The 26003-nt window shown below is 71.6% G+C and carries 23 protein-coding genes; 17 read left to right on the top strand and 6 right to left on the bottom strand.

Translation table 11 applies throughout. The annotated features are described in order from the left end of the window. Positions 1-80: 80 nt before the first annotated feature. Positions 81-683, top strand: a complete 603-nt coding sequence (locus PS467_RS17600) for a hypothetical protein (RefSeq protein WP_432280597.1) — start codon at positions 81-83, stop codon at positions 681-683. 697 nt (positions 684-1380) lie between these two features. Here the strand turns inward: PS467_RS17600 and PS467_RS17595 are convergent. Next, a complete protein-coding gene (locus PS467_RS17595; protein ID WP_311036093.1) occupies positions 1381-2733 on the bottom strand; it encodes a type III PLP-dependent enzyme domain-containing protein in 1353 nt (450 codons plus the stop codon). A gap of 346 nt (positions 2734-3079) precedes the next feature. On the opposite strand from PS467_RS17595, the gene hutU reads away from it, so the two are divergent. From hutU to hutI, 4 genes are all read left to right on the top strand, one after another. After that, positions 3080-4738: a urocanate hydratase gene (gene hutU, locus PS467_RS17590; RefSeq protein WP_311036092.1), complete on the top strand. Its 1659-nt coding sequence runs from the start codon at positions 3080-3082 to the stop codon at positions 4736-4738. Positions 4739-4770: 32 nt separating this feature from the next. Then, positions 4771-5982 (top strand): allantoate amidohydrolase, encoded by a 1212-nt coding sequence (locus PS467_RS17585; protein WP_311039888.1) that lies wholly within the window; start codon positions 4771-4773, stop codon positions 5980-5982. After that, positions 5973-7355 (top strand): formimidoylglutamate deiminase, encoded by a 1383-nt coding sequence (locus PS467_RS17580; RefSeq protein ID WP_311036091.1) that lies wholly within the window; start codon positions 5973-5975, stop codon positions 7353-7355. Before PS467_RS17585 ends, PS467_RS17580 begins: the two co-directional genes overlap by 10 nt. Before the next feature lie 62 nt (positions 7356-7417). After that, on the top strand, positions 7418-8605 hold the full coding sequence (gene hutI, locus PS467_RS17575; protein ID WP_268972508.1) for an imidazolonepropionase: 1188 nt from the start codon (positions 7418-7420) through the stop codon (positions 8603-8605). A gap of 82 nt (positions 8606-8687) precedes the next feature. Here the strand turns inward: hutI and PS467_RS17570 are convergent, their stop codons facing one another. Beyond that, positions 8688-9635 carry an RNA polymerase sigma factor SigF gene (locus PS467_RS17570; RefSeq protein ID WP_311036090.1) on the bottom strand — a complete coding sequence of 316 codons (948 nt, stop codon included), beginning with the start codon at positions 9633-9635 and terminating at the stop codon, positions 8688-8690. Positions 9636-9887: 252 nt separating this feature from the next. Between PS467_RS17570 and PS467_RS17565 the strand changes: the two genes are divergently transcribed. The 6 genes from PS467_RS17565 to PS467_RS17540 all read left to right on the top strand — a co-directional run bounded on the left by PS467_RS17565 (position 9888) and on the right by PS467_RS17540 (position 15272). After that, entirely contained in the window at positions 9888-10256 is a 369-nt protein-coding gene (locus PS467_RS17565) for an STAS domain-containing protein (protein WP_030837180.1), read from the top strand. Positions 10257-10439: 183 nt separating this feature from the next. Then, on the top strand, positions 10440-10949 hold the full coding sequence (locus tag PS467_RS17560; protein WP_311036089.1) for an ATP-binding protein: 510 nt from the start codon (positions 10440-10442) through the stop codon (positions 10947-10949). A gap of 176 nt (positions 10950-11125) precedes the next feature. Beyond that, positions 11126-11902, top strand: a complete 777-nt coding sequence (locus PS467_RS17555; RefSeq protein ID WP_311036088.1) for an LPXTG cell wall anchor domain-containing protein — start codon at positions 11126-11128, stop codon at positions 11900-11902. 25 nt (positions 11903-11927) lie between these two features. Then, positions 11928-12896, top strand: coding sequence for a COG1470 family protein (locus PS467_RS17550; RefSeq protein ID WP_311036087.1), 969 nt, complete (start codon positions 11928-11930; stop codon positions 12894-12896). Then, positions 12893-13933, top strand: a complete 1041-nt coding sequence (locus PS467_RS17545) for a hypothetical protein (protein ID WP_311036086.1) — start codon at positions 12893-12895, stop codon at positions 13931-13933. Before PS467_RS17550 ends, PS467_RS17545 begins: the two co-directional genes overlap by 4 nt. 1 nt (position 13934) lies before the next feature. Beyond that, on the top strand, positions 13935-15272 hold the full coding sequence (locus tag PS467_RS17540) for a hypothetical protein (protein WP_311036085.1): 1338 nt from the start codon (positions 13935-13937) through the stop codon (positions 15270-15272). A 60-nt stretch (positions 15273-15332) separates the two neighbouring features. On the opposite strand, the gene PS467_RS17535 is transcribed toward PS467_RS17540, so the two are convergent. Next, on the bottom strand, positions 15333-16859 hold the full coding sequence (locus tag PS467_RS17535) for a peptide MFS transporter (protein WP_311036084.1): 1527 nt from the start codon (positions 16857-16859) through the stop codon (positions 15333-15335). Between the two features lie 318 nt (positions 16860-17177). Between PS467_RS17535 and PS467_RS17530 the strand changes: the two genes are divergently transcribed. Beyond that, entirely contained in the window at positions 17178-17858 is a 681-nt protein-coding gene (locus PS467_RS17530; protein ID WP_014061218.1) for a response regulator transcription factor, read from the top strand. Positions 17859-17880: 22 nt separating this feature from the next. Then, positions 17881-19131, top strand: coding sequence for a sensor histidine kinase (locus PS467_RS17525; RefSeq protein WP_311036083.1), 1251 nt, complete (start codon positions 17881-17883; stop codon positions 19129-19131). Positions 19132-19173: 42 nt separating this feature from the next. On the opposite strand, the gene PS467_RS17520 is transcribed toward PS467_RS17525, so the two are convergent. Beyond that, a complete protein-coding gene (locus PS467_RS17520; RefSeq protein WP_311036082.1) occupies positions 19174-19701 on the bottom strand; it encodes a GtrA family protein in 528 nt (175 codons plus the stop codon). Positions 19702-19862: 161 nt separating this feature from the next. Here PS467_RS17520 and PS467_RS17515 point away from each other — a divergent pair, with 161 nt between their 5' ends. The 3 genes from PS467_RS17515 (at position 19863) to PS467_RS17505 (ending at position 22806) form a co-directional block, all read left to right on the top strand. Then, positions 19863-21002, top strand: a complete 1140-nt coding sequence (locus PS467_RS17515) for a 5-(carboxyamino)imidazole ribonucleotide synthase (protein WP_311036081.1) — start codon at positions 19863-19865, stop codon at positions 21000-21002. After that, complete coding sequence (gene purE, locus PS467_RS17510) at positions 20999-21523, top strand: 5-(carboxyamino)imidazole ribonucleotide mutase (RefSeq protein WP_311036080.1); 525 nt, start codon at positions 20999-21001, stop codon at positions 21521-21523. The genes PS467_RS17515 and purE overlap by 4 nt, the downstream gene beginning before the upstream one ends. Positions 21524-21603: 80 nt before the next feature. Next, the gene (locus PS467_RS17505; protein WP_311036079.1) at positions 21604-22806 is read left to right on the top strand and encodes a dipeptidase; all 1203 of its coding nucleotides are present in this window, start codon (positions 21604-21606) and stop codon (positions 22804-22806) included. 53 nt (positions 22807-22859) lie between these two features. On the opposite strand, the gene PS467_RS17500 is transcribed toward PS467_RS17505, so the two are convergent. Together PS467_RS17500 and PS467_RS17495 are read right to left on the bottom strand one after the other, a co-directional pair. Continuing rightward, entirely contained in the window at positions 22860-23228 is a 369-nt protein-coding gene (locus tag PS467_RS17500; protein ID WP_311036078.1) for a VOC family protein, read from the bottom strand. Positions 23229-23301: 73 nt separating this feature from the next. Further along, complete coding sequence (locus PS467_RS17495; RefSeq protein ID WP_268972493.1) at positions 23302-24642, bottom strand: UDP-glucose dehydrogenase family protein; 1341 nt, start codon at positions 24640-24642, stop codon at positions 23302-23304. Positions 24643-24807: 165 nt separating this feature from the next. On the opposite strand from PS467_RS17495, the gene PS467_RS17490 reads away from it, so the two are divergent. Further along, complete coding sequence (locus PS467_RS17490; RefSeq protein WP_311036077.1) at positions 24808-25983, top strand: acyl-CoA dehydrogenase; 1176 nt, start codon at positions 24808-24810, stop codon at positions 25981-25983. Positions 25984-26003 lie beyond the last annotated feature (20 nt).

Here is a 26003-nt window from a genome sequence, read left to right as displayed (position 1 = left end):
TCCGCCCCTCTCACCGAATTCTCAGGCATGCTGGCTAAATTCCTTGGTTCGACAGGGATTTCTGCCGGGATTCGTCAGGGATGAGGAGGTCGGTCGTGGGGCGCGGGGCGTATGCGCTGGCACGGGTGGCGGTGATCGTGAGGGCTTCCGCGGGGTGGCTGTGGTGGCTCGGTGTGCTGGCCGCGGGGATCGGAGTGCTGCTGCCGGGGCTGACCGGGCGCCGGATCGGAGTGCTCGCCGGGGCGGCGCTCTTCCTGATCGCCGCGGTCGTCGTCTTCATGGCGCGGCGCAAGCGGTATCTGACGCTGGCGCGCGGCGCTTCGCGCGCGGGCAAGTCGGTCTTCCTCCAGGACCGCGCGGTGACCGTACGGACCCGCCGACGCGCCGTGCGGTGGTGGCTGCTGCTGGCGTTCCTCGCCGCGGTGGGCTCGTCCTTCGCCGTTCCGGCGGCGGGCGGGATGCTGATGGCGGGGCTCGGCGTGGGGCTGTGGGCCAAGGCGCTGTGGCTGGGCCGCTGGGAACGCGCGAACGATGTGCTGCTGTGGGTGCGCCCGGAGTGGGTCCCTCGTGGACGGCCCGCGGGCAAGGCGGTGAACGGCTACCAGACGACGGGGATCGTGGCCGGGGACGCGGGGCCGGGCGGCGCGCGACGCGCCCGAGCGATGGAGTCGGCCGCGCGCTGAGGGGTTGCCCGGTGGTGGGGCTCGCCCCCGTGTTGGGGGGTTGCCTCGTGGTGGGGCTCGCCGCGTGTTGAGGGGGTTGTCCCGTATCAGGGGCTTGCCGCGCGTTGGGGGTTGCCCCGTGGTGGGGCTCGCCCGCGCGCTGGGGGTTGCCCGGTGGTGGGGCTTGCCGCGCGTTGGGGGGTTGCCTCGTGGTGGGGCTCGCCGCGTGTTGAGGGGGTTGTCCCGTATCAGGGGCTTGCCGCGCGTTGGGGGTTGCCCGGTAGTGGGGCTCGCTCCGCGTTGGGGGCTGCTCCGTGGTGGGGCTTGCCGCGCGTTGGGGGGTTGCCCCGTGGTGGGGCTCGCCCCGTGTTGGGGGATTGTCCCGTGCGGAGGGGTTGCTCCGTGGCGGGGCTCGCCCCCGTGCTGAGGGGGTTGCCCCGTATCAGGGGTTCACCCCGCGCTGGGGGTTGGCCCGTGGTGGGGTTGCGCGGTGTGGGTGGGCGCGGCGCCGTCGCGCGCCGTCGGCGCCTCTGAGTACGGGGCCGGGGGCGCCCTGGCCGGGGCCCGTCGCCGATCGCCGGGCGGGTGGGGCGGGGGCCGGTGGCGGCCTCCCCCGGCCCAGGCTGGGCACCGCCGGCCGTCGGACCGGCCCGCCGGGCGGCGATGCGGTTCGCGCCGTCCGCGCCCGCCCTCACCCGCACCGACGCCCGAACAACGCCTACCGCAGCCGGCTGAGGGCCAACGCGTGCGCGACCCCGCTCTCGGCCACGATCTCGTCCATCGTCTGCGGCTCCCGTACCGTCGCGAAGCGCACGCCGCCGTCGGTGGTGGCGTCGAAGCCGTAGATCCCCGGCCGGGGCAGGCTGTTGTACGCGAAGTGGTTGGAGAAGTAGTACGCGCCCGTGTCCAGCAGGCCGATCAGGTCGCCCGCCGCCAGCTCCGGCAGTGGGCGGTCGCAGGCGATCAGGTCGCCCGCGAAACAGCAGGGGCCGGCGACGTCCTGGGGGACCGGGCCGTCGGCCGGTTTGGGGCGGCCCTCCGCGTCGTAGGCCGTGACGCGCAGCGGCCAGGCGTCGGGGGCGAAGACCGTGCGGGTGGCGAGCTGGGCGCCCGCGTGGGTGACCGCGATCGGGCGGCCGCCCGCGGACTTGGTGTACTCGACCCGGGCCAGCACCAGGCCCGACTTGGCGATCAGGGACCGTCCGAACTCGGTGACCAGGCCGTACCGCCCGTCGAAGAGCCCCGGCACGGCGGCCCGCAGCAGCTGTGCGTACTCCCGGTGGCCGGGGGTGATCTCGTCGGAGGCGAAGTTCACCGGGAGCCCGCCGCCGATGTCGAGGGTGTCGATCTGCCGGCGGCCGACCGCCTGGTTGATCTCCTCGGCCAGTTCGTAGGCCACCCGTACGCCCCCCGCCATCAGCTCCAGCGGGCAGCCCTGGGAGCCGACGTGTGCGTGCAGCCGGGTCAGCCAGGGACGGTCGGTGAAGGCGCGGACGACCCATTCGCGCGCCCCCGGGTCCTGGAGTGCGATGCCGAACTTGGAGGTCGCGGTGGCCGTGCTCAGCGCGCCTATGGTGCCGCCGCCCACCTGGGGGTTGACCCGCAGGCCCAGGGGCGGGGGCGGGGCCGGGTGGTGCCGCACCAGCGCGCTGAGCCGGTCCAGTTCCTGCGGGTTGTCGGCGTTGACGGCGATGCCCAGGTCGAGGGCCTCGCGCAGCTCCGCGGGGGTCTTGGCGGGGGAGTCGAGGACGATCCGGTCGGGCGTCACGCCCGCCGCGCGGGCCAGCGCCAGCTCGCCGGGGCTGGCCACCTCACAGCCCAGGCCCTCGTCGGCCAGCAGCCGCAGTACGGGGACGAGCGCGGCGGCCTTGACCGCGAAGGCGTGCAGAACGGGGGTGCCGGGCGCGACGGCCTCGTCGAAGGCCGCGCGCAGCGCGGCGGCGGCGGTGCGGATCCCGGCCACGTCCAGCAGCCCGACGACGGGCTGGTCCGGGCCGAGCAGTCCCTGTTCCACGGCGGCCCGCACGGCCTGTTCGCGGCGGGCGGCGAGCGCAACCGGTGTCGACGTCATGACGTCAGCCAACCATCCGGGGACGGCTGCCGACCAGATCCGTGGAGGACGCTGCGGGGGCGTCGTCCGGCCGCACCAGCTCGCGCCGCGCCCGTGGATATGCGCCCGGTCGGTTCCGGTTCTCGTTCTCCGCCATGCCTCCACGCTAGGCGCCCGACGCGAGCTGAGCCTGTCCCTGTCCCTGTCCCTGTACGCCGAGCGCGCGGGCCCCGACGGACGGCCCCAGCTGACGGCCTCGGGCCGAGGGCTTCCCGACACCACGCCGCCCGGCCCTATTGACTAGGCATATTCATCGGCATCAGTATGTGAATAACTCAATCCAGTCAAGGTCAGGGAGGCTTGGCTCATGTCAGGACCGCGACCCGTACGGGCCCCGCGTGGTACGGAGCTCAGCGCCCGGGGATGGCAGCAGGAAGCCGCCCTGCGGATGCTCCAGAACAACCTCGACCCGGAGGTCGCCGAGCACCCCGACCAGCTGGTCGTCTACGGCGGCACCGGTAAGGCGGCCCGCGACTGGCGCTCGTTCGACGCCATGGTCCGCACCCTGCGCACGCTGAAGCAGGACGAGACGATGCTGGTCCAGTCGGGCCGCCCGGTGGGCGTCATGCAGACCCACGAATGGGCGCCGCGGGTGCTGATCGCCAACTCCAACCTGGTCGGGGACTGGGCCAACTGGGAGGAGTTCCGCCGCCTGGAGGCGCTGGGCCTGACCATGTACGGCCAGATGACCGCGGGCTCCTGGATCTACATCGGCACCCAGGGCATCCTCCAGGGCACCTACGAGACCTTCGCCGCCGTCGCCGCGAAGAAGTTCGGTGGCACCCTGGCCGGGACGATCACCCTCACCGCGGGCCTCGGCGGCATGGGGGGCGCCCAGCCGCTGGCGGTCACCATGAACGGCGGCGTCGCGATCTGTATCGACTGCGATCCGCGCGCCATCGAGCGCCGGATCGGCCACCGCTACCTGGACGTCCGCGCCGACAGCCTGGACCACGCCCTCGAGCTGGCGACCGAGGCGCGCGACGCCCGGCGTCCCCTGTCGATCGGCGTGCTGGGGAACGCGGCCGAGCTGGTCCCGGCGCTGCTCGCGCGGAACGCCCCGATCGACATCGTCACCGACCAGACCAGCGCCCACGACCCGCTGTCGTATCTGCCGATCGGCGTGGACTTCGACCAGATGGCCTCGTACGCCGCCGAGAAGCCCGCCGACTTCACCCAGCGGGCGCGCGAGTCCATGGCCCGGCACGTCGAGGCCATGGTCGGCTTCATGGACGCGGGCGCCGAGGTCTTCGACTACGGCAACTCGATCCGCGGCGAGGCCAAGCTCGCGGGCTTCGAGCGCGCCTTCGCCTTCCCCGGCTTCGTGCCCGCCTACATCCGGCCGCTCTTCTGCGAGGGCAAGGGCCCCTTCCGCTGGGCGGCGCTGTCCGGCGACCCGAAGGACATCGCGGCCACCGACCGGGCGCTCCTCGAACTCTTCCCGGAGAACGAGTCGCTGGCCCGCTGGATCACGATGGCGGGGGAGCGGGTCCACTTCCAGGGGCTGCCCGCCCGTATCTGCTGGCTCGGCTACGGCGAGCGCGACAAGGCGGGCGAGCGCTTCAACGAGATGGTCGCCGACGGCACGCTCGCCGCACCGCTGGCGATCGGCCGCGACCACCTCGACTGCGGCTCGGTGGCCTCCCCGTACCGCGAGACCGAGGCCATGCTGGACGGCTCGGACGCGATCGCCGACTGGCCGCTGCTCAACGCCATGGTCAACGTCGCCTCGGGCGCCTCCTGGGTCTCCATCCACCACGGCGGCGGCGTCGGCATGGGCCGCTCGATCCACGCGGGCCAGGTCACGGTCGCCGACGGCACGGCACTGGCGGGCGAGAAGATCCGCCGCGTCCTGACGAACGACCCCGGCATGGGCGTGATCCGCCACGTGGACGCGGGCTACGACCGCGCGGACGAGGTCGCTCGGGAACAGGACGTCCGGGTTCCGATGAGGGAGACGGAGTGAACCAGGAGAACTCCGGCGCGTCGTTCCACGCGATGTGGCGCGACCTCGCCCCCATCGGCCGCGACACCACGACGAACGGCTACCGCCGCTACGCCTGGACCGAGGCCGACGCCGACTGCCGAACGTGGTTCGAGGAGCAAGCCCGGAACCGCGGCCTCACCTACGAGGTGGACCGCAACGGCAACCAATGGGCCTGGCTGGGCGACCCCACGGCCGGGGACGCCGTGGTCACCGGCTCCCACCTGGACTCCGTCCCCGACGGCGGCGCTTTCGACGGCCCGCTGGGCGTCGTCTCCTCCTTCGCCGCCCTCGACGAGCTGCGGGCACGCGGTGCGCGCCCCGTCAAACCGCTCGCCGTCGTCAACTTCGGCGACGAGGAGGGCGCCCGCTTCGGTCTGGCCTGCGTCGGCTCCCGGCTCACCGCCGGGCAGCTGACCAGGGAACAGGCGCACGGACTCCGCGACGCGGACGGCGTCTCGCTGCCCCGGGCCATGGAGCGCGCCGGATACGACCCGGACGCCATCGGGCCCGACCCGGAGCGGCTGGCCCGTATCGGCGCGTTCGTCGAGCTCCACATCGAGCAGGGACGGGCCCTGTCGGCGCGGTCCGACGGCGGCTCCGCCGCGGGCGCGGCCCCGGTGGGCGTCGCCTCCGCGATCTGGCCGCACGGCCGCTGGCGGTTCGACTTCCACGGTGAGGCCAACCACGCCGGGACGACCCGGATCGAGGACCGCCGCGATCCGATGCTCACCTACGCCAACACCGTCCTCGCGGCCCGTAAGAAGGCCAGGGTCGCGGGGGCGCTGGCGACGTTCGGCAAGGTCCGCGTCGAGCCGAACGGGGTCAACGCGATCGCGAGCCTGGTGCGCGGCTGGCTGGACTCCCGCGCCGCCGACGAGGAGACCCTGGCCGCCGTGGTCGGCGAGATCGAGCGCGCCGCCGTCGAGCGCGGGCGGCGCGACGGGGTGGACGTCCGGGTGACCCGGGAGTCCTTCACCCCGGTCGTCGAGTTCGCCCACGCCCTCCGGGACCGGCTGTCGGGGCTGCTGGGCGGCGTTCCGGTGCTCCCCACCGGGGCCGGGCACGACGCCGGCATTTTGTCCGCGTCCGTTCCGACGGCCATGCTGTTCGTAAGGAACCCCACCGGCGTCTCGCACTCACCCGCGGAGACGGCGGGCGAGGACGACTGCCTCGCCGGTGTGGCCGCGCTCGCGGAGGTACTGGAGGGCCTGGCGTGTCACTGACGGCGCAGACGTACTGGGCGGAGCACGCCTGGGTGGACGGAGGCGTGTGGTCGGACGTGGTGATCGTGGCCGCCGCCAATGGGCGGATCACGGCGGTGGTGCCCGGGAGACCGCGGCCGCCCGCCGGCTCCGTCACCCTCCGTGGTCTGACGCTTCCCGGCCTGGCCAACGCCCACAGCCATGCCTTCCACCGGGCCCTGCGCGGGGTCGTGCAGGCGCAGGGCGAGGCGGACCGGCCGGGCGCGGGGGCACCGGACTCCTTCTGGACCTGGCGCGAGGTGATGTACCAGGTCGCCGACCGGCTGACCCCGGACAGCTACTTCGAGCTGGCCCGCGCCGTCTACGCCGAGATGGCCATGGCCGGGATCACCTGTGTCGGGGAATTCCACTACCTGCACCACGCCCCCGGCGGCGCCCGCTACGGCAATCCCAACGCGATGGGGGAGGCCCTGATCGCGGCCGCGGCCGAGGCCGGTATCCGGATCACCCTGCTGGACACCTGCTATCTCTCCTCCGGTTTCGGGGCCGAGCCCAACGAGCACCAGCTGCGCTTCTCCGACGGCACGGCCGAGGGCTGGGCCGAGCGGGTCCAAGAGCTGAAGGCCGACGGCAACACCCGCATCGGCGCGGCGATCCACTCGGTGCGGGCCGTCCCCGTCGATCAGCTGGCGACCGTCTCCGGCTGGGCGCAGGAGCGCACGGCGCCCCTGCATGTCCATCTCTCCGAGCAGACCGCCGAGAACGACGCCTGTGTGGAGGCCCACGGCTTCACGCCCACCCGGCTGCTCGCCGACCACGGGGTGCTGGGCCCGCGCACGACCGCCGTGCACGCCACCCACCTCACCCCCGGCGACATCCGGCTCCTGGGGCATACCTCCACCGGTGTCTGTATGTGCCCGACCACCGAGCGTGACCTCGCCGACGGGATCGGCCCGGCCGCCGAGCTGCACGGCGCGGGCTCCCCGCTCTCGCTGGGCAGCGACAGCCACGCCGTGATCGACATCCTGGAGGAGGCCCGCGCCATGGAGCTCGACGAGCGGCTGCACACCCGCGCCCGGGGCCACTGGACCGCGGCCCAGCTGCTGCGGGCCGCCACCGTGGACGGCCATGCGGCGCTCGGCTGGGGCGCCGACGCGGGCCGGATCGAGGTGGGCGCGCTCGCCGACCTCACCACGATCGCGCTGGACTCGGTGCGCACGGCGGGGCCGCCGTCCCGGCTGGGCGCGGAGACCGCCGTATTCGCGGCGACCAACGCGGATGTCCGGCACACCGTGGTCGGCGGCCGCCATGTCGTACGGGACGGCGCCCATCAGCTCGTCCCCCGCGTCCCCCAAGCGCTGGCCGAGTCCATCGCGGCCCTGTACGACTGGTGATCCGGCCGCGGCCGCCCCGGCCGACGAAACCGCCCCGGCCGACGAAGGAGAACGCCCGCACCATGACGACCGCGACGACCGCCACGCCCACGACCGCCATCACCAACATCGCCGCTCTGGTCACCAATGACCCCTCCCTCGGTGACGGCCCCCTCGGCCTGATCCGGGACGCGGCCGTCGTGATCGACGGCGACCGCGTCGCCTGGGTCGGTGGGACAAGCAAAGCACCCGCCACCGACAACCGGGTCGACGCCGGAGGCCGGGCGGCCATCCCGGGCTTCGTGGACTCCCACTCCCATCTGGTCTTCGCGGGCGACCGGACCGAGGAGTTCAACGCCCGGATGTCCGGCCGCCCGTACAGCGCCGGCGGCATCCGCACCACCGTCGCCGCCACCCGCGCCGCCTCGAACAACGTGCTGCACGCCAACGTCGGCCGCTATGTGGCCGAGGCGCGCCGCCAGGGCACCACGACCGTCGAGATCAAGTCCGGCTACGGGCTGACCTCGCAGGACGAGGCCCGCGCCCTGACCATCGCCGGGGCCCACACCGACGAGGTGACCTTCCTCGGGGCGCATATCGTCGCCCCCGAGTTCGCCGACGACCCGGCCGGCTACGTGGATCTGGTCACCGGTCCCATGCTGGACGCCTGCGCCCCGCACGCCCGCTGGATCGACGTCTTCTGCGAGCAGGGCGCCTTCGACGGCGATCAGGCCCGCGCCATCCTGACCGCGGGCAAGGAGCGCGGGCTGACCCCACGGGTCCATGCCAACCAGCTCTCGCACGGCCCCGGGGTGCGGCTGGCGGTGGAGCTCGGCGCCGCCTCCGCCGACCACTGCACCCATCTGACCGACGCCGACGTCGACGCGCTGGCCCAGGGGGAGACGGTCGCCACCCTGCTGCCCGGGGCGGAGTTCTCCACCCGCTCGGTCTATCCGGACGCGCGCCGGCTGCTCGACGCGGGCGTCACGGTCGCCCTGTCCCCCGACTGCAACCCGGGCTCGTCCTTCACCAGCTCCATGCCGTTCTGTATCGCCCTGGCGGTACGGGACATGGGGATGACCCCCGACGAGGCCGTATGGGCCGCCACGGCCGGTGGGGCGCGGGCCCTGCGCCGTACCGATGTGGGCCGGGTGAGTCCGGGCGCCCGCGCCGATCTGGCGCTGCTGGACGCCCCCTCGCATGTGCACCTCGCCTACCGCCCCGGCGTCCCCCTGGTCTCGGCGGTCTGGCAGCACGGCACCCTGGTCTGACGCCCCGGCAGCGCGGCACGGAGCGCGCACGGATAAGGGCCCGTCCCGGTAGGGGGCGGGCCCTTATCCGTCTGCGGAGGCGTCACTCCTCGATCATCAGTCCCTTGCGGAGCCGACGGAGGGTGCGCGACAGCAGCCGCGAGACATGCATCTGGGAGATGCCCAGCTCCTCGCCGATCTCCGACTGCGTCATGTTCGCCACGAAGCGCAGGGAGAGGATCTTCCGGTCGCGTGCGGGCAGGTCGGCGATCAGCGGCTTCAGGGACTCGACGTACTCGATGCCCTCGAGCCCGTGGTCCTCGTAGCCGATCCGGTCCGCCAGCGCTCCCTCGGAGTCGTCCTCCTCGGGCTGGGCGTCCAGCGAGCTCGCGGTGTACGCGTTGCTCGCGGCCATGCCCTCGACGACCTCTGCCTGGGTGATGTCCAGCCGCTCGGCCAACTCGTTGACGGTGGGCGCGCGGTCGAGCCGCTGCGCCAGTTCGTCACCGGCCTTGGCCAGGTCGAGCCGGAGCTCCTGGAGCCGCCTCGGCACGCGCACCGACCAGCTGGTGTCGCGGAAGAAGCGCTTGATCTCACCGACGATGGTCGGCATCGCGAAGGTGGGGAACTCGACGCCGCGGCCGAGTTCGAAGCGGTCGATGGCCTTGATCAGGCCGATGGTGCCGACCTGGATGATGTCCTCCATCGGCTCGCTGCGGGAGCGGAACCGGGAGGCGGCGAACTTGACCAGCGCCAAGTTGAGCTCGACCAGGGTGTTACGCACATAGGCGTACTCGTGGGTGCCTTCTTCCAGCACCTCGAGGCGTTCGAAGAGGGTCTTGGACAGCGCCCTCGCGTCCACCGGTGCCACCGTGTCATACGGGGGTATCTCCGGCAGATCGGACAATTCCGGCAGTTCCTCGAAGAGGTGGCCGACGGTCGCCTGGACGTCCATGTCGGGTACGAACTGCTCGGGCAGGGGGGTCGACGAGACGGTGGTCCGGGTACTCCCCGAGGGTTCGGTACGCGTGTCGTCGAGGCGGGGTGACATAGTCTCCTCCATCGTTCTCGGCATATGGCTGCCGGTGCCATAACGTGCTGCTCCGGTGAGCGGCGCCTCCAAAGCCGGGCCGTAAGCGGGTGTGTCTCTCTACGCCTACCTGCAACGGCCACCAAGTGGCAAGTCCACGTTGTCCATATTTGCCGAACTATGCGAAATGTTCGGCTACCAGAGGACCGGGTAGAAGGCGTAGGGTTCGATGCGCGCAATCGAAAGCAACGAGACGCCAGAAGAGGTGCGCAGATGGACCGCGGGATGGTCGGCAGCGCCAGCAAAGGCCGACTCCAGGTCGAGGTTCGGCACCATGGGGCGAGTGCGGTCGTCACGCCGGCGGGTGAGTTGGATCACCACACCGCCGAAGTGCTGCGCGAGCCGCTCGAGAAGTGCGTGGAGGGGGGACGTGTCCGGCTGGTGGTGGACTGCTCGAAGCTGGAGTTCTGTGACTCCACGGGGCTCAACGTCCTCCTCGGCGCGCGGCTCAAGGCCGAGGCCGAAGGCGGCGGGGTCCATCTGGCCGGGATGCTGCCCATCGTTGCTCGCGTGTTCGAGATCACGGGCGCGGACGCCGTCTTTACGGTTCACGAGACGCTTGACGCGGCGCTTGTCGAGTGAAGTAAGCCATTCCTGTTTCCGGCGTGTCATCGGTGCGTCATCGGCGCGTTGCCTGCGTCACATCGACGACGCGGAAGTAGTGGGTGTTCTCACGCTATGGCCGGGCAGGAGACAGGCTGAAACTGTTGAAGAGATCAGGTATCCCTTGTCCCTGAATCGGTGAATCGGTGAGGTGAAGCGCTGATGAGCACCACCCGGCCGTACCCGCCGGGCGACCGCGGCCCGGACCCGGACGGCCCCGCCGCTTCGGCCTCCCCACCGGCAACCACGACCGCCGGCCCTATCCGCCAGATCCGCAGACTCCATCTGATCGGAGCCAGCGGAGCCGTGCCGCGCGCCCGCGACTTCACGCGCCAGGCGCTGCGTGACTGGGGGTGGCTTCCGGCCGCCACCGCCGACCAGCGGGCCGCCGCCGAGGACGTCCTGCTCGTCGTCTCCGAGCTGGTCACCAACGCCTGTCTGCACGCCGACGGCCCCGAGGAGCTGCGCGTCAGCTGCAACGCCAAAATGCTCCGCCTCGAAGTGGTGGACCTCGGCACCGGTACGCCCGCGCCGCGCACCCCGCACCGCGCCGGACGCCCCGGCGGGCACGGCATGTTCATCGTGCAGCGGCTGTGCCTCGACTGGGGAGTCGTGCGCAACGTGGACGGATCGGGCAAGACGGTCTGGGCCGAACTCGCCGCGCCGGGCTGAAGAGCGCGGCCTCGGCCCCACCGTATTGGCGCCGCGCGCCCCCGGGCGCGGCCCACCGCACGCCGATCCGGCGTGTTCTTTGTCTTCCCTTGACAAGGTCCCCGGCGTACCGTCAGCGCCCCATCTGATGTGCCGTCAGTTACATTCGGCTGCGGCGCTTGACGAGAAGGGATCTCGTGGTGTCCCGCAACCAACGCCGCCCGGCCGGCCGTGGCGGCGCCCTCACGCTCGCGGCGGCCCTGGCCGGCTCCGTGGTACTCCTCACCGCCCCGGCCGCGCACGCCGACACCGTGGACGTCGACTACCAGTGCAAGACGCCGATCGGCGATAAAAGCGCCGTATCGCCCATCGACATCAAAAGCGTCGCGAGTGGCGACGCCTACAAGCTCACGATGTCCTTCCAGAAGGGCGTCTCCTCCAGCCCCGTCGAGCTCGGTAAGGGCGCCATGCACCCCAGTGCGCTCATCAAACTGGGCGGTGCGGAGAGCGGAACGGTGTCCGTGTCGGGGCCCGCCAACGACAAGGCCATCCCCGCCAACACCCCGATCAAGATCAGTGACCTGTCGGGTACCTACACCCCCAAGAAGAGCGGAAAGGTCACGTTCACCGCCTCGACCCTCACCATCAAGGCGCTGGGCACGACCACGACCTGCACCCCGGGCAACAGCCCCAAGCCCTCGCTGACGCTGGACGTCAAGGCCGCGGGCGGCGGCGGAGACTCCGGTTCCACCGGCGGCTCGGACAGTACGGGCGGTACGAGTTCGGGCGGTACGAGTTCGGGCGGTACGAGTTCGGGCGGTTCCGGCGGTGAGCAGGGCGGCTCGAACGATGAGCTGCCACAGACCGGACCGGCGGACTCCGCCGTCGCGCTCGGCACCCTCGGCGGCACCGTGCTGCTCGCGGGCGTGGCCGGAGCGCTCTGGCTGACCCGCCGTCAGCGGCCCGCGCGCTAGTCCCGCGGCATCCGAGGAGCCGCCGATGCCGCCGCGTATCCGTGCAGCCAGCCGCCTTGCCGTCCGTGCGGTCATCCCCGCAGTCGTCCGTCCGGCCGTCCGCGCGGTCATCCCCGCGGTCGTCCGCGTATCCGTCCCGGCCCTGCTCGCCGCGTCCCTGCTGGCCTGGCCCGCCACGGCTGCCGCCGCCGGCCCCGACTGGTCGGCGGCGCCCGCCGCCGGCGGCGCGGGCGCACCGGGCGCGGACGACCGGCCGTACATCTACCTCGAAGGCGGGCCCGGCGCCGTCCTCGAGGACAAGCTTTCGGTCACCAACCGGAGCGAGCGCCCCCGCACCGTCCGGCTGCGCGGTGCCGACGGCACCCGGATCGCGCTCGCCGAACAGCGGGTGACGGTGCCGCCCCGCACCCGCGCCGACATTCCCTTCACCGTCACCGTCCCGTCCGACGCGGTGCCCGGCGAACGCCCCGGCAAGGTCCTGGTCTCCTCCGGCGGCCGCGAGATCGCGGTGCGGCTGCGGCTGCGGATCAGCGGGGCGACGCTGTCCGCGCTCTCCGTCGAGGACGTGACCGTCCAGGGCCGCGGCAGCGGGGCGGCCATCCGCTACGCCCTCGTCAACCGCGGCAACACCGTGCTGACCCCGCGGCTGGCCGTACGCGCCGACGGGCTCTTCGGCCAGGTGCTGCGCCGGAAACCCCGCACCCTCCCGGTCGAACTTCAGCCGGGCACACGGGTGCGGCTCACCGAGAGCTGGCCGGACCCGCCCGCCCTCGACTCGGTGGACGTGCGGCTCACGGTCACCGCGGGCGGGGGCGCGCACGCCACCGCGACCGCCGGCTACACCGCCGTCCCCTGGTGGACGCTCGCCCCGGCGGCGGCCGTCCTGGCGGGTGCGGGCGGCGGCGCGGGCGCCTGGCTGCTGCGCCGGCGGCGGAGACGGCGCCGCACCCCGCGACCGCGACCGCAGCGCACAGGGGCAGGAGCGACCACGTGAAGGCATGTCGATACGGAGCCACCCCGGCCCGGCCCCCCGCCGTGCTCACCGTGCTCGCCCTGGTCCTCCTCACCCTCGGTGCGCCCCTTACGGGCGGCGCCGCGGCCGCCGAGGGCCCGACCGCGAAGGTCTCCAAGGCCGAGGCGGGCACGGGCGGCACGGTCACCGTGACCGGCGCACGATGGCGGCCGCGCGCCCTGCTCACCCTGCTCATCTGCGGACAGAACATGATCGGCGGCACCAACTCCTGCGCCAACGGTGACGGCAGGGCGGTCACCGTCGGCGCGGACGGCAGCTTCACCAAGAAGCTGCCGGTCGCCGAGCCGCCCGAACCCTGCCCCTGCGTCATCCACATAGCGACCGTCACCGGTGCGGCCGCCGCCGCGGACGTGACGTTCAAGGTCGCCGGGCACCCGGTGGCGCCGCTGCCGAAGGAGCGGACCGGAGGCGAGCGGCTGAGCGTGCTCTCGGCCCGGCTCGACGGCTCCAGCGGGCTGCTGACCTGGTTCGGCGCGCCGCCGAGGCGACGGCTCGTGGTCACCGTCGGCAATCTCGGCTCGACCCCGGCCCGCGATCCGGTCTTCGAGGTGGGCACCTCGCACGGCGTCTTCGCCCCCTCCTGGGAGGAGCAGCGATGGCGGGGGACCATCCAGCCGGGAAAGAAGGCGCAGGTCAAGCTGGACGTCGAACTGTCGGCCGGGGCCCATGGCCACTATCAGGTCTCGCTGCGCTACGGCGCCAAGCTGCTCGTCGAACAGCCGTGGGCGGTGGGACGGCCCTGGGGCGTCACGCTCTTCTGGGTCCTGCTGTGCGTGGTGGTCCCGGCGGCGGTCTTCCGGATCGGCATGGCCGTCGTGGACAAGGTACGGCCCCGTACGCCCGCCGTCCCGGCCTCGGCCCCCGCCCCCACCCCGGCCAACGGCGCGGGTCCGGCGCTGCCCTGGTTCACCCCGGACACGGCGCCGGATACCCGGACGCACCACCAGATTTCCGCACCGTCCGAGGAGATCCGACCGACTCCGAAAGGAACCACGTGAGATGCGACGAAGAGTGAGTGCGGCCGCCGTCGCGCTGCTGCTCGGCGGTGGGGGCGTGCTGCTCGGCGCGGGCACCGCGCAGGGCGCCGAGGTCTCGTACCAGACCGAGTGCATACCGCCCGCCATCTCGGGCCTGCCCCCGGTGGAGGGCACCACGACGGTGGCCGTGACGGCACCGGAGACGGCCAAGGTCGGCGATGAGGTCGAGGTGGTGTGGAAGACGGTAAAGGCCGCCTCCACGAACCCGCCGATCCTCGACCTGGAGGCCAATACCGTGCTGCCGACCGGCACCATCACGGTGGGCGGCGCCCAGACCGGTGAGCTGTCCCTGGAGGGGCCGCGGGAGAACCCGGCGATCCCCAAGGGCGCTGAGATGAAGCTCTCCGACATGAAAGGGAAGCTGAAGCTCACGAAGGCGGGTGAGGTGACGCTGACGCCCGGCGCCTACAACATCAACGTCAGCAAGCCGCTGTCCACGGACACCAAGTGCTCGGCGAAGGAGGCCGTCAAGGCCGCCGCGACCATCAAGGTGACGGACGACGGCGACGATTCGGGCGGCACGACCAGCGGCACAAGCAGCGGTACGACAAGTGGCACCACGAGCGGCACGTCCAGCGGCACAAGCAGTAGTGGTACGACCAGCGGCACCACCGGTGGCGGGGACGGCGGGGACGACCCGTTCACCGGCAAGGAGGTCCAGGTCGCCTATGCCTGCAAGACCCCCATCGGCGACAAGAACGCGACCTCCCCGGTCCAGATCAACGCCACCAAGAACGGCGGGAACTTCGATCTGACCGTGAAGTTCGGCAAGTCCGTGATGGACAGCCCGGCCGACATCCCCGCCGATTCGGTCAAGCCGTCGATGGCCGTCAAGGTCGGCGGTGCGGACAAGGGCACCGTCGCTGTGGAGGGGCCGACCAACAAGGAGCCCATCAAGTCCGGCGACCCGATGGAGATCCCCAACCTCACCGGCACCTACAAGCCGGGTGCGACGGGCACGTCGACGCTCACCCCGGGGGTGCTGACGGTCAAGGCGCTCGGTACGACCACCACGTGCACCCCGTCCAAGGACCCCGGTGTCTCGCTCGAACTGGACACCACGGGTCAGCCCGGCGGCACCACCGGCGGTGACACGAGCGGCGGCACGAGCGGCGGCGACACCTCCGGCGGGTCTTCGGGCAGCGGCGGCTCGGGTACCAGCGGCGGTCTCGCCGAGACCGGTGCGAACGACCACGGCGGGCTGAAGGCGCTCGCCCTGATCGCCGGTACCACCGTCCTGCTCGGCGGCGCCATCTTCGTCCTCACCCCGTGGCGCAGACTGCGCGGCACCACCCGCTGAGCACATGCGCGAGGCCCGGCGCGGTCTCCCCGCGCCGGGCCCCACGGGTCCGGGTCGACGTCAGTGGACGTCGGCCATCAAGGCCACGACCTTCTTCCGGTACATGAAGACCGCGAAGCCCGCGAGCGCCGCCAGGGCCGCCTCCAGCGCGATCACCCCGACCCCGCTCAGGTCGACCCCGGCGATGGACAGCAGCCCGGTGACGCAGTCGCCCGCGGTCACGGCCAGGAACCACACGCCCATCATCTGGCTGGCGTACTTCGCCGGCGCCATCTTGGTGGTCACCGACAGACCGACCGGCGACAGGCACAGCTCGCCCATCGTCTGGACCATGTAGATCGACACCAGCCACAGCGGGCTGACCTTGGTCCCGTCCTCGGCCATCGCCATCGGCACGACGAAGACGAAGAACGAGGCACCGATCAGGACCAGGGCCATCGCGAACTTCACCGTGGTGTTCGGCTCCCGGTCGCGCCGCGCCAGCCACAGCCACAGCCAGGCGAAGATCGGGGCCAGCGCCATGATCATCAGCGGGTTGACCGACTGGAACCACGAGGACGGGAAGTGCAGCCCGAAGATCGTGTCCGCGGTCTTGGCGTCCGCGAAGGCGGACATCGTCGAACCGCCCTGGTCGTAGATCATCCAGAACACCGCGGCGGCCACGAAGAACCAGATGTAGCCGCTCACCTTGGTCTGCTCGACCGCCGACAGATCCCGGTCGCGCTTGATCCGGATCAGCACCCCGGTCGGGATGATCAGGCCCAGGACGGTGATCGGGACCAGCACCCAGTTGAGCGTCCAACTGCCGCTGAGGGCCACCCCGGTGTAGAAGACCGCGGCGACGATCAGCCAGATCATCGCCTTGCGCAGCCAGGAGCGGCGCTCCTCGGCCGCCAGCGGGGTGGGGACGGTGCTGCTCTCCGGGCTCAGGTGGCGGGTGCCGATCAGGAACTGGATCAGGCCCAGGGCCATGCCCAGTGCGGCGAGCGCGAAGCCCAGGTGCCAGTTGTAGGACTGGCCGACGGTCCCGATCACCAACGGGGCGGCGAAGGCACCGATGTTGATGCCGATGTAGAAGAGGGTGAAGCCGCCGTCCCGGCGCGGGTCCTGCGGCCCGTCGTAGAGCTGGCCCACCATCGTCGAGATGTTGGCCTTGATCAGACCCGAGCCGAGCGCCACCAGGCCGAGGCCCACGAAGAAGGTCGCCTCGCCGGGGACGGAGAGCGCCAGGTGTCCGGCCATCACGACTCCGGACGCGATGACCACGGTCTTGCGCGGACCCCAGACCCGGTCGCCGAACCAGCCGCCGGGCATGGCCAGCAGATAGACCAGGGCCAGGTAGACCGAGTAGATGGCCACCGCGTTGCCCTCGGACATCCCGAGCCCGCCGCCCTGTCCACCGACCTTGGCGTCGGGGCCGCCGGAGATCAGATAGACGACGAGGAGAGCCCGCATGCCGTAGAAGCTGAACCGCTCCCACATCTCGATCATGAAGAGAGTGGCCAGGCCGCGGGGGTGGCCGAAGAAGGTTTTGCCGCCGGCAGGGGTCCCCTGCGCGGTGGCGCCCTTCGTCAGGCTGGACGCCATGGTGGTTTCCTTGCGTGCTCAGGGAGCGCTGCCAGCGGGGCCAGCGCCCGTGGGGGGATGGCTGAGCGACTGAGCGCCGGCGCGGGCGGGCCGGTCGTGCCGACCTCGTCCCTCCGGACACGACAGAGACCTTCGGCGCGTCGTCACGGCCAAAGGCCCCGGAGGAGTGCTACAGACGTTGTTTCACCATACGATACGTACTTGCTACTCCCGGGTACGGTGAGAGATACCTCACGCGTGGCGTGTGCCACCTTCCGTGCTGCGCCCGTCACCTGGCACGCGCCCCGTGCTCCGACCTCGGCGGACTACCATCACCCCATGACCCGAGTACTGCTCGCCGAGGATGACGCATCCATCTCGGAGCCGCTCGCCCGCGCCCTGCGCCGCGAGGGGTACGAGGTCGAGGTGCGGGAGGACGGACCCACCGCGCTCGACGCCGGTCTGCAAGGAGGCGTCGACCTGCTCGTCCTCGACCTCGGCCTGCCGGGGATGGACGGGCTCGAGGTCTGTCGTCGGCTCCGTACCGAGGGCCACGGCTTTCCGGTGCTGGTGCTCACGGCCCGCGCGGACGAGGTGGACACGGTGGTCGGCCTGGACGCCGGCGCGGACGACTACGTCACCAAGCCGTTCCGGCTCGCCGAGCTGCTCGCCCGGGTGCGGGCGCTGCTGCGGCGCGGAGCCGTCGAGACGCAGCAACAGCAGCCGGCCACCCACGGGGTGCGGATCGACGTCGAGTCGCACCGCGCCTGGATGGGTGACGAGGAGCTCCAGCTGACCGCCAAGGAGTTCGATCTGCTGCGCGTCCTGGTGCGGGACGCCGGGCGGGTCGTCACCCGCGATCAGCTGATGCGCGAGGTGTGGGACACCACCTGGTGGTCCTCCACCAAAACCCTCGACATGCACATCTCCTGGCTGCGCAAGAAGCTCGGTGACGATGCGGCCAACCCCCGGTACATCGCCACCGTCCGCGGTGTCGGCTTCCGGTTCGAGAAAAGCTGACGAGGACTGACACGGTGGGGCCATGCGCCGTCGCTTGATCAACTCCACGCTGGCCGTGGTGCTCGTCGTCATCGCCGTCTTCGGCCTGTCGCTGGTCATCGTCGAGACGCGGACCATCGAGAACAGTGCCAAGGAGAGCGTGAGCTCCGACGCCGTACGCCTGGTCAGCATCGTCGACAGCAGGTTGCTGGGCGGCGAGGGGGTCACCGCCCGGGTGCTGCGCGAGCAGATCGAGTCCGGCCGCTACGCCGTGATCAGGATGCCCGACCACCGCGCTGTGGAGATCGGCAAGCGCCCCACGGGCGAGGTCATCTCCGCCCAGGAGACGGGCGAGCAGGGCGAGGTGGTACGGGTCGAGGCGTCCCGCTCCACGGTGAGCCGCGAGGTCGGCCGCACCATGCTGATCATCCTCGCGGTCGCGCTGCTCGCTGTGCTCGCCGCGGTCGCCCTGGCCGTACGCCAGGCGCACCGGCTCTCCGCCCCGCTCACCGACCTCGCGGAGACCGCCGAGCGGCTGGGCTCCGGGGACCCCCGGCCGCGCCACCGGCGCTACGGGGTGCCGGAGCTGGACCGGGTCGCCGATGTGCTGGACTCGAGCGCCGAGCGCATCGCCCGGATGCTCACCGCCGAGCGGCGGCTGGCCGCCGACGCCTCGCACCAGCTCCGTACGCCGCTGACCGCGCTGTCGATGCGGCTGGAGGAGATCACGCTCACCGACGATCCGGAGACGGTCAAGGAGGAGGCGACGATCGCGCTGGGCCAGGTGGAGCGGCTCACCGACGTCGTCCAGCGGCTGCTGACCAACTCCCGCGATCCGCGCAGCGGCTCCGCGGTCGCCTTCGATCTAGACGAGGTGGTCAAGCAGCAGATCGAGGAGTGGCGCCCGGCCTCGCGCAGCGAGGGCCGCGCCATCGTGCGCTCGGGCAAGAAGGGGCTGCGCGCGGTGGGCACCCCGGGCGCGGTCGCCCAGGTGCTGGCGACGCTGATCGAGAACTCGCTGATGCACGGTGACGGTACGGTCGCGCTGCGTACCCGGGTCACCGGCAACCAGGCCGTGGTGGAGGTCTCCGACGAGGGGCCCGGCGTGGCGCCGGACCTGGGGGCGCGGGTCTTCGAGCGGACGGTCAGCGGACGGAACTCCACCGGGCTGGGGCTCGCGGTGGCCCGGGACCTGGCGGAGGCGGACGGCGGCCGGCTGGAGCTGCTCCAGCAGTATCCGCCGGTGTTCGCGCTCTTCCTCAGCCGGGAGGCCGAGGAACACCCGGAGCCCTGAACCCCGGACTCCTGACCCTGACGGGCCCTGATTGCGCACCGGCTACTTGCGGACCGGCTGCTTCCGGCCGGCCTGGGCGGGCGGCGCCTCGGACAGGAACGCCTCCGCCCGCTCGACGGCATCCCGTGCGGGCAGCGTCCGGAACACCCAGGTGCGGTAGGACCAGAACCGGAAGAGGGTGCCCAGGCCGATGCCGACGAACTTGAACACATTGCTCTGGAGTGGGCCGTCCCACCCGAAGCCGTAGGTGGCGGTGTAGAGCACACCGTTCTCGATGATCAGGCCGATGGCGCTGAACAGCAGGAAGAGGCTGAGCTCCTTGGTGCGGCCCTGCTTGTCGCGGTCCCGGTAGGTGAAGTACCGGTACCCCACGTAGTTGAAGCCGGTGGCGACCACCGTCGCCACGATGCTGGCCCGCACCACGGGCAGTTCGGTGACGCTGCGCACCAGGTTGAACACCGCGAGATTGACGAAGACACCGGCCCCGCCGACCACCCCGAACTTCGCGATCTCGCGGGCCAGTTGCCCCATCCGGGCACGCAGCCCGCCGAGTGTGCTCCGCTCACTCATGGTGATCGTTCAGCCCCGTCCCGTCGGCGTCGTCAATCCCCCCATGCTAACCAGCGGCCGTGGCCCGTGCCCTTCAGGCCGCGTCAGGAGACCGGTACGGATATCTGGAGGTTCCTCCAACGCAGGTCAGGGCGGTCGAACGGGGAAGTTACCCTGGGAGGGTGACATTCCCGGTAGTCGGCATGGTCGGCGGCGGCCAGCTCGCCCGTATGACCCACGAGGCGGGCATCCCCCTCGGCATCAGGTTCAAGCTGCTCAGTGACACCCCGCAGGACTCGGCGGCCCAGGTGGTCAGCGATGTCGTCATCGGCGACTACCGCGACCTGGACACCCTTCGTGCGTTCGCACAAGGCTGTGATGTGGTCACCTTCGACCACGAGCACGTCCCGGCCGAGCATCTGCAGGCCCTGGAAGCGGACGGCGTGGTCATCCGCCCCGGAGTCGAGGCGCTGCGGCACGCCCAGGACAAGGGGGTGATGCGGGAGCGGCTGCGCGAGGCCGGTGTGCCGTGCCCCCGCCACCGCATCGTGGCCGACCCCGAGGACGTCGCCCGGTTCGCCGATGAGGGTGACGGTTTCCCGGTCGTCCTGAAGACGGTGCGCGGCGGCTACGACGGCAAGGGCGTATGGGTCGTCCGCGAGGTGGCGGAGGCGGCCGAGCCGTTCCGCGCCGGGGTGCCCGTCCTCGCCGAGGAGATGGTCGACTTCGCCCGTGAGCTCGCCGCCAATGTCGTACGGTCCCCGCACGGCCAGGCCGTGGCCTACCCCGTCGTGGAGTCGATCCAGGTGAACGGGGTCTGTGACACCGTGATCGCCCCGGCTCCCGGCCTGTCCGAGGAGCTGTCCGGCCAGGCGCAGGAGATGGCGCTGAAGATCGCGGCGGAGCTGGGGGTGGTCGGCCATCTCGCGGTCGAGCTGTTCGAGACCCGTGACGGCCGGCTGCTGGTCAATGAACTGGCCATGCGCCCGCACAACTCCGGTCACTGGACCCAGGACGGCGCCGTCACCTCCCAGTTCGCCAACCATGTGCGGGCCGTGCTGGACCTGCCGCTCGGCGATCCGCGGCCGCGTGCGACGTGGACCGTGATGACCAATGTGCTCGGCGGCGACTTCCCCGACATGTACGCGCCGTATCTGCACTGCATGGCGCGCGACCCGGCGCTCAAGATCCATATGTATGGCAAGGACGTGAAGCCGGGACGCAAGGTCGGCCACGTCAACACCTACGGCGACGACCTGGCCGATGTGCGCGAGCGCGGCCGCCACGCCGCCGACTACCTCCGAGGGACCATCACCGAATGAGCGCTCCTGTGATCGGCATCGTCATGGGCTCCGACTCCGACTGGCCCGTCATGGAAGAAGCGGCCAAGGCCCTCGACGAGTTCGAGGTCCCCTACGAGGTGGATGTCGTCTCGGCCCACCGCATGCCGCGCGAGATGGTCGCCTACGGGGAGAACGCGGCGGACCGCGGCCTCAAGGCGATCATCGCGGGCGCGGGCGGCGCCGCCCATCTCCCGGGCATGCTCGCCTCCGTCACCCCGCTGCCGGTCATCGGGGTGCCCGTACCGCTGAAGTACCTCGACGGCATGGACTCGCTGCTGTCGATCGTCCAGATGCCCGCGGGGGTTCCGGTGGCCACCGTCTCGGTCGGCGGCGCCCGGAACGCGGGGCTGCTCGCCGCCCGCGTCCTCGCCGCGCACGACGCCGGTCTCCGGGCGCGGATGCGCGCGTTCCAGGACGAGCTCAACGCGCAGGCCACCGAGAAGGGCAAGCGGCTGCGCGCCAAGGTGGACGGGGCGGGCTCCTTCGGCTTCGGCAAGTGAGGGGCGTCCGGCCTCCGTACACCTGAGGCCGGTGAGGTCCGTCGCGTGACTTCGGTCATGTCGCACTGCAAGATGGCAGGATGACCGATCACCTCGCGCACGCCCGTGACCTGCTGGCCGCCCACCCCATCGTGGACGGTCACAACGATCTGCCCTGGGCCCTGCGCGAGCAGGTCCGCTACGACCTCGCCCGGCGCGACATCGCCGGCGACCTGAGCGCGTACACCCACACCGACATCCCCCGGCTGCGGGCGGGCGGTGTGGGCGCCCAGTTCTGGTCGGTGTACGTGCGCTCCGACTTCCAGGGCGACACGGCGGTCAGCGCCACCCTCGAACAGATCGATGTCGTCCGGCGGTTCACCGAGCGGTACGCGGCCGAGCTGCGCCCCGCCCGCACCGCCGACGACATGGAGGCGGCGCGGGCCGAGGGCCGGATCGCCTCCCTCATGGGCGCCGAGGGCGGCCACAGCATCAACTGCTCCCTGGCCACCCTGCGCGTCCTGTACGAGCTCGGCGTGCGCTACATGACGCTCACCCACAACGACAACGTCCCCTGGGCGGACTCGGCCACCGACGAACCGAAGGCGCACGGCCTCACCCGTTTCGGCGAGGAGGTGGTGCGCGAGATGAACCGGCTCGGCATGCTGGTCGACCTCTCCCATGTCTCGGCCGACACCATGCGGGACGCGCTCCGGGTGACCGAGGCGCCCGTGGTCTTCTCGCACTCCTCCGCGCGCGCCGTCTGCGACCACCCGCGCAACATCCCGGACGATGTGCTGGCGCTGCTGCCCGCCAACGGCGGTGTGGCGATGGCCACATTCGTGCCGAAGTTCGTCCTGCCCGCGGCGGTCGACTGGACCCGGGCGGCGGACGAGAACATGCGCGCCCACGGACTGCATCCGCTGGAGATGACCCCCGCGGCGATGAAGGTCCAGCGCGCCTTCGAGGAGGCCAACCCGCGCCCCCTGGCCACCGTGTCGACCGTCGCCGACCACCTCGACCACATGCGCGAGGTGGCGGGCATCGACCACATCGGCATCGGCGGCGACTTCGACGGCACCGCCTTCACCCCCGAGGGGCTCGCCGATGTCGCGGGCTATCCGAACCTCGTCGCCGAACTCCTGGACCGCCGCTGGTCCCCGGCCGACCTGGCCAAGCTGACCTGGCAGAACGCGGTCCGCGCGGTGCGCTCGGCCGAGGAGGTGGCCCAGGGGCTGCGCACCTCCCGCGGCCCGTCCATCGCCACGATCGAGGAGCTGGACGGAACCCGCCCCGGCCACTGACCGGCCAGGCGCGCGCCTGGGCCGGGCGCGTTCCCCGGCCGGGCGCGCTCCGCTCAGGGGCGGATGAGGCAGAAGGGGTGCCCGGCCGGGTCGGCGTACACCCTGAAGTTCCGCTTCCCGCCGTCGTCGTCGAGGTCCAGCGCCCGCGCCCCCAGCTCCAGCACCCGTTCCTGGGCGCTCTCGATGTCCGTCACCCGCAGATCGAGGTGGAGCTGCTGCGAGTCGTCCTCCGACGGCCAGCTCGGCGGGCGGAAGTCCGGGGCCTCCTGGAAGGCCAGCCGGGGCCCGGCGGGCAGGAAGAGATCGACCCAGCGGCGGCCCGCGTTCTCGATCTCCCCGCCCAGCACCTGCTGGTAGAAGCGGGCGAGCGCGGTGGGATCGGGGCAGTCGATGACGACGACGTCCAGTGTGGCGACAGCCATTGGTTCCTCCTCGTGGTCCGGTTCCGGGTTGACCACGAGGTACCCGCTCAAACCACGAGGCACCCGCTGGCGGTCAGGCCAGGGGGCGGCCCAGGGCGCGGTAGGTCCAGCCGGCCTCGCGCCAGCGGTCGGGGTCCAGGGCGTTGCGCCCGTCGAGGATGCGGCGCTCGGCGACCACGTCGCCCAGGCTCGCCGGCTCCAGCTCGCGGAACTCGCGCCACTCGGTGAGGTGCAGCACCGCATGGGCGCCCCGCGCCGCCTCGGTCGCGTCGGCCGCGTAGGCGAGGGTCGGGAAGAGGGCCCGCGCGTTCGCCATGCCCTTGGGGTCGAAGACGGTGACCTGGGCGCCCTGGAGCTGCATCTGACCGGCCACATTGAGCGCGGGCGAGTCCCGTACGTCGTCGGAGTCCGGCTTGAAGGTCGCGCCCAGCACCGCCACCCGCTTGCCCAGGAAGCTGCCGCCGACGGCCTCGCGGGCCAGCTCGACCATATGGCCACGGCGCCGCATGTTGATCGAGTCGACCTCGCGGAGGAAGGTCAGCGCCTGGTCGGCGCCGAGTTCACCGGCGCGCGCCATGAAGGCCCGGATGTCCTTGGGCAGGCAGCCGCCGCCGAAGCCGATACCGGCCCGCAGGAACTTCCTGCCGATGCGCTCGTCGTGGCCGATGGCCTCGGCGAGCTTGACCACATCGCCGCCGGCCGCCTCGCAGACCTCGGCCATGGCGTTGATGAACGAGATCTTCGTGGCCAGGAAGGAGTTGGCCGCGGCCTTCACCAGCTCGGCGGTGGGGAAGTCGGTCACCACGAAGGGCGAGCCCTCGGCGATGGGCTTCTGGTACACCTCGCGGAGCAGCTTCTCGGCCCGGTCGCCGGCGACGCCGACCACGATCCGGTCCGGCCGCAGGGTGTCCTGGACGGCGAACCCCTCGCGCAGGAACTCCGGGTTCCAGGCGAGCTCGGCGTCCGCGCCCACCGGGGCCAGCTCGGCCAGCCGGGCCGCGAGCCGGTCCGCGCTGCCGACCGGCACCGTGGACTTGCCCACGACCAGCGTGGGGCGGTGCAGATGCGGGGCGAGCGACTCCACGGCCGAGTCCACGTAACTCATGTCACAGGCGTACTCGCCGTGCTTCTGCGGAGTGTTCACGCAGATGAAGTGGACGTCGCCGAACTCACCCGCCTCTTCGTAGGAGCTGGTGAAACGCAGCCGTCCGGTGGCGCCCTCGATCCCCGCGGTGTGGCGCCGCAGCAGTTCCTCCAGGCCCGGCTCGTACAGCGGCACCCGGCCCGCCGTGAGCATCTCGACCTTCTCGGGCACGATGTCGAGGCCCAGCACCTCGAAGCCCAGTTCCGCCATGGCCGCTGCGTGGGTGGCGCCGAGATAGCCGGTGCCGATCACGGTGATCTTGAGGGCCATGGAAGTGCTCCAGAACGGTCGATCGCAGATGCGGTGCCTGAGCATAGCCGGGAGCGCCGGACGGGCTCAGCCGACGGTGTCGGGTACCTCACCTATACCTATCGGGACGGCGCCCCTAGAATTCAGTTACTTAACGGTAGTTAGCACTCTTGGGGAGTGAGAGGCTTGGCGTCCTCGGTGAACGACTTCGACCTGTACCGGCCGTCCGAGGAGCACGACATGCTCCGTGACGCCGTCCGCTCGCTGGCCGAGGCGAAGATAGCCCCCTATGCCGCCGAGGTCGACGAGGCGGGCCGGTTCCCCCAGGAGGCGCTCGACGCCCTGGTGGGCAACGATCTGCACGCCGTGCACGTCCCCGAGTCCTACGGCGGCTCGGGCGCCGACGCACTGGCCACCGTGATCGTCATCGAGGAGGTCGCCCGGGTCTGCGCCTCCTCCTCGCTGATCCCCGCGGTCAACAAGCTGGGCTCGCTGCCGGTGATCCTCTCCGGCTCCGAGGAGCTGAAGAAGAAGTACCTGGCCCCGCTCGCCAAGGGCGACGCGATGTTCTCCTACTGCCTCTCCGAGCCGGACGCGGGCTCGGACGCGGCCGGGATGAAGACCAGGGCGGTGCGCGACGGCGACTCCTACGTCCTCAACGGCGTCAAGCGCTGGATCACCAACGCCGGGGTCTCCGAGTACTACACGGTGATGGCCGTCACCGACCCCGAGAAGCGCTCCAAGGGCATCTCCGCCTTCGTCGTCGAGAAGTCCGACGAGGGCGTGTCCTTCGGAGCCCCGGAGAAGAAGCTCGGCATCAAGGGTTCCCCGACCCGTGAGGTGTATCTCGACAACGTCCGCATCCCCGCCGACCGGCTGATCGGCGCGGAGGGCACCGGCTTCGCCACCGCGATGAAGACCCTCGACCACACCCGGATCACCATCGCCGCCCAGGCCCTCGGCATCGCCCAGGGCGCCCTGGACTACGCCAAGGGGTACGTCCAGGAGCGCAAGCAGTTCGGCAAGCCGATCGGCGACTTCCAGGGCGTCCAGTTCATGCTCGCCGACATGGCCATGAAGCTGGAGGCGGCCCGGCAGCTCACCTACGCGGCCGCGGCCAAGTCCGAGCGCGTGGCCGCCGGAGGCGGCAAGGAGGACCTGACGTTCTTCGGCGCCGCGGCCAAGTGCTACGCCTCCGACGCCGCGATGGAGATCACCACGGACGCCGTCCAGCTGCTCGGCGGCTACGGCTACACCCGCGACTACCCGCTGGAGCGGATGATGCGGGACGCCAAGATCACCCAGATCTACGAGGGCACCAACCAGGTCCAGCGCATCGTGATGGCGCGCAACCTGCCGTAAGGCCGAAACGAAAAGGCCGC

Source organism: Streptomyces luomodiensis (assembly GCF_031679605.1).
In the GTDB taxonomy this organism is placed as follows: Bacteria; Actinomycetota; Actinomycetes; order Streptomycetales; family Streptomycetaceae; genus Streptomyces; species Streptomyces luomodiensis.
Note: the sequence above shows the minus strand (reverse complement) of the source record. Positions and strands in the feature narration are given on the sequence as shown.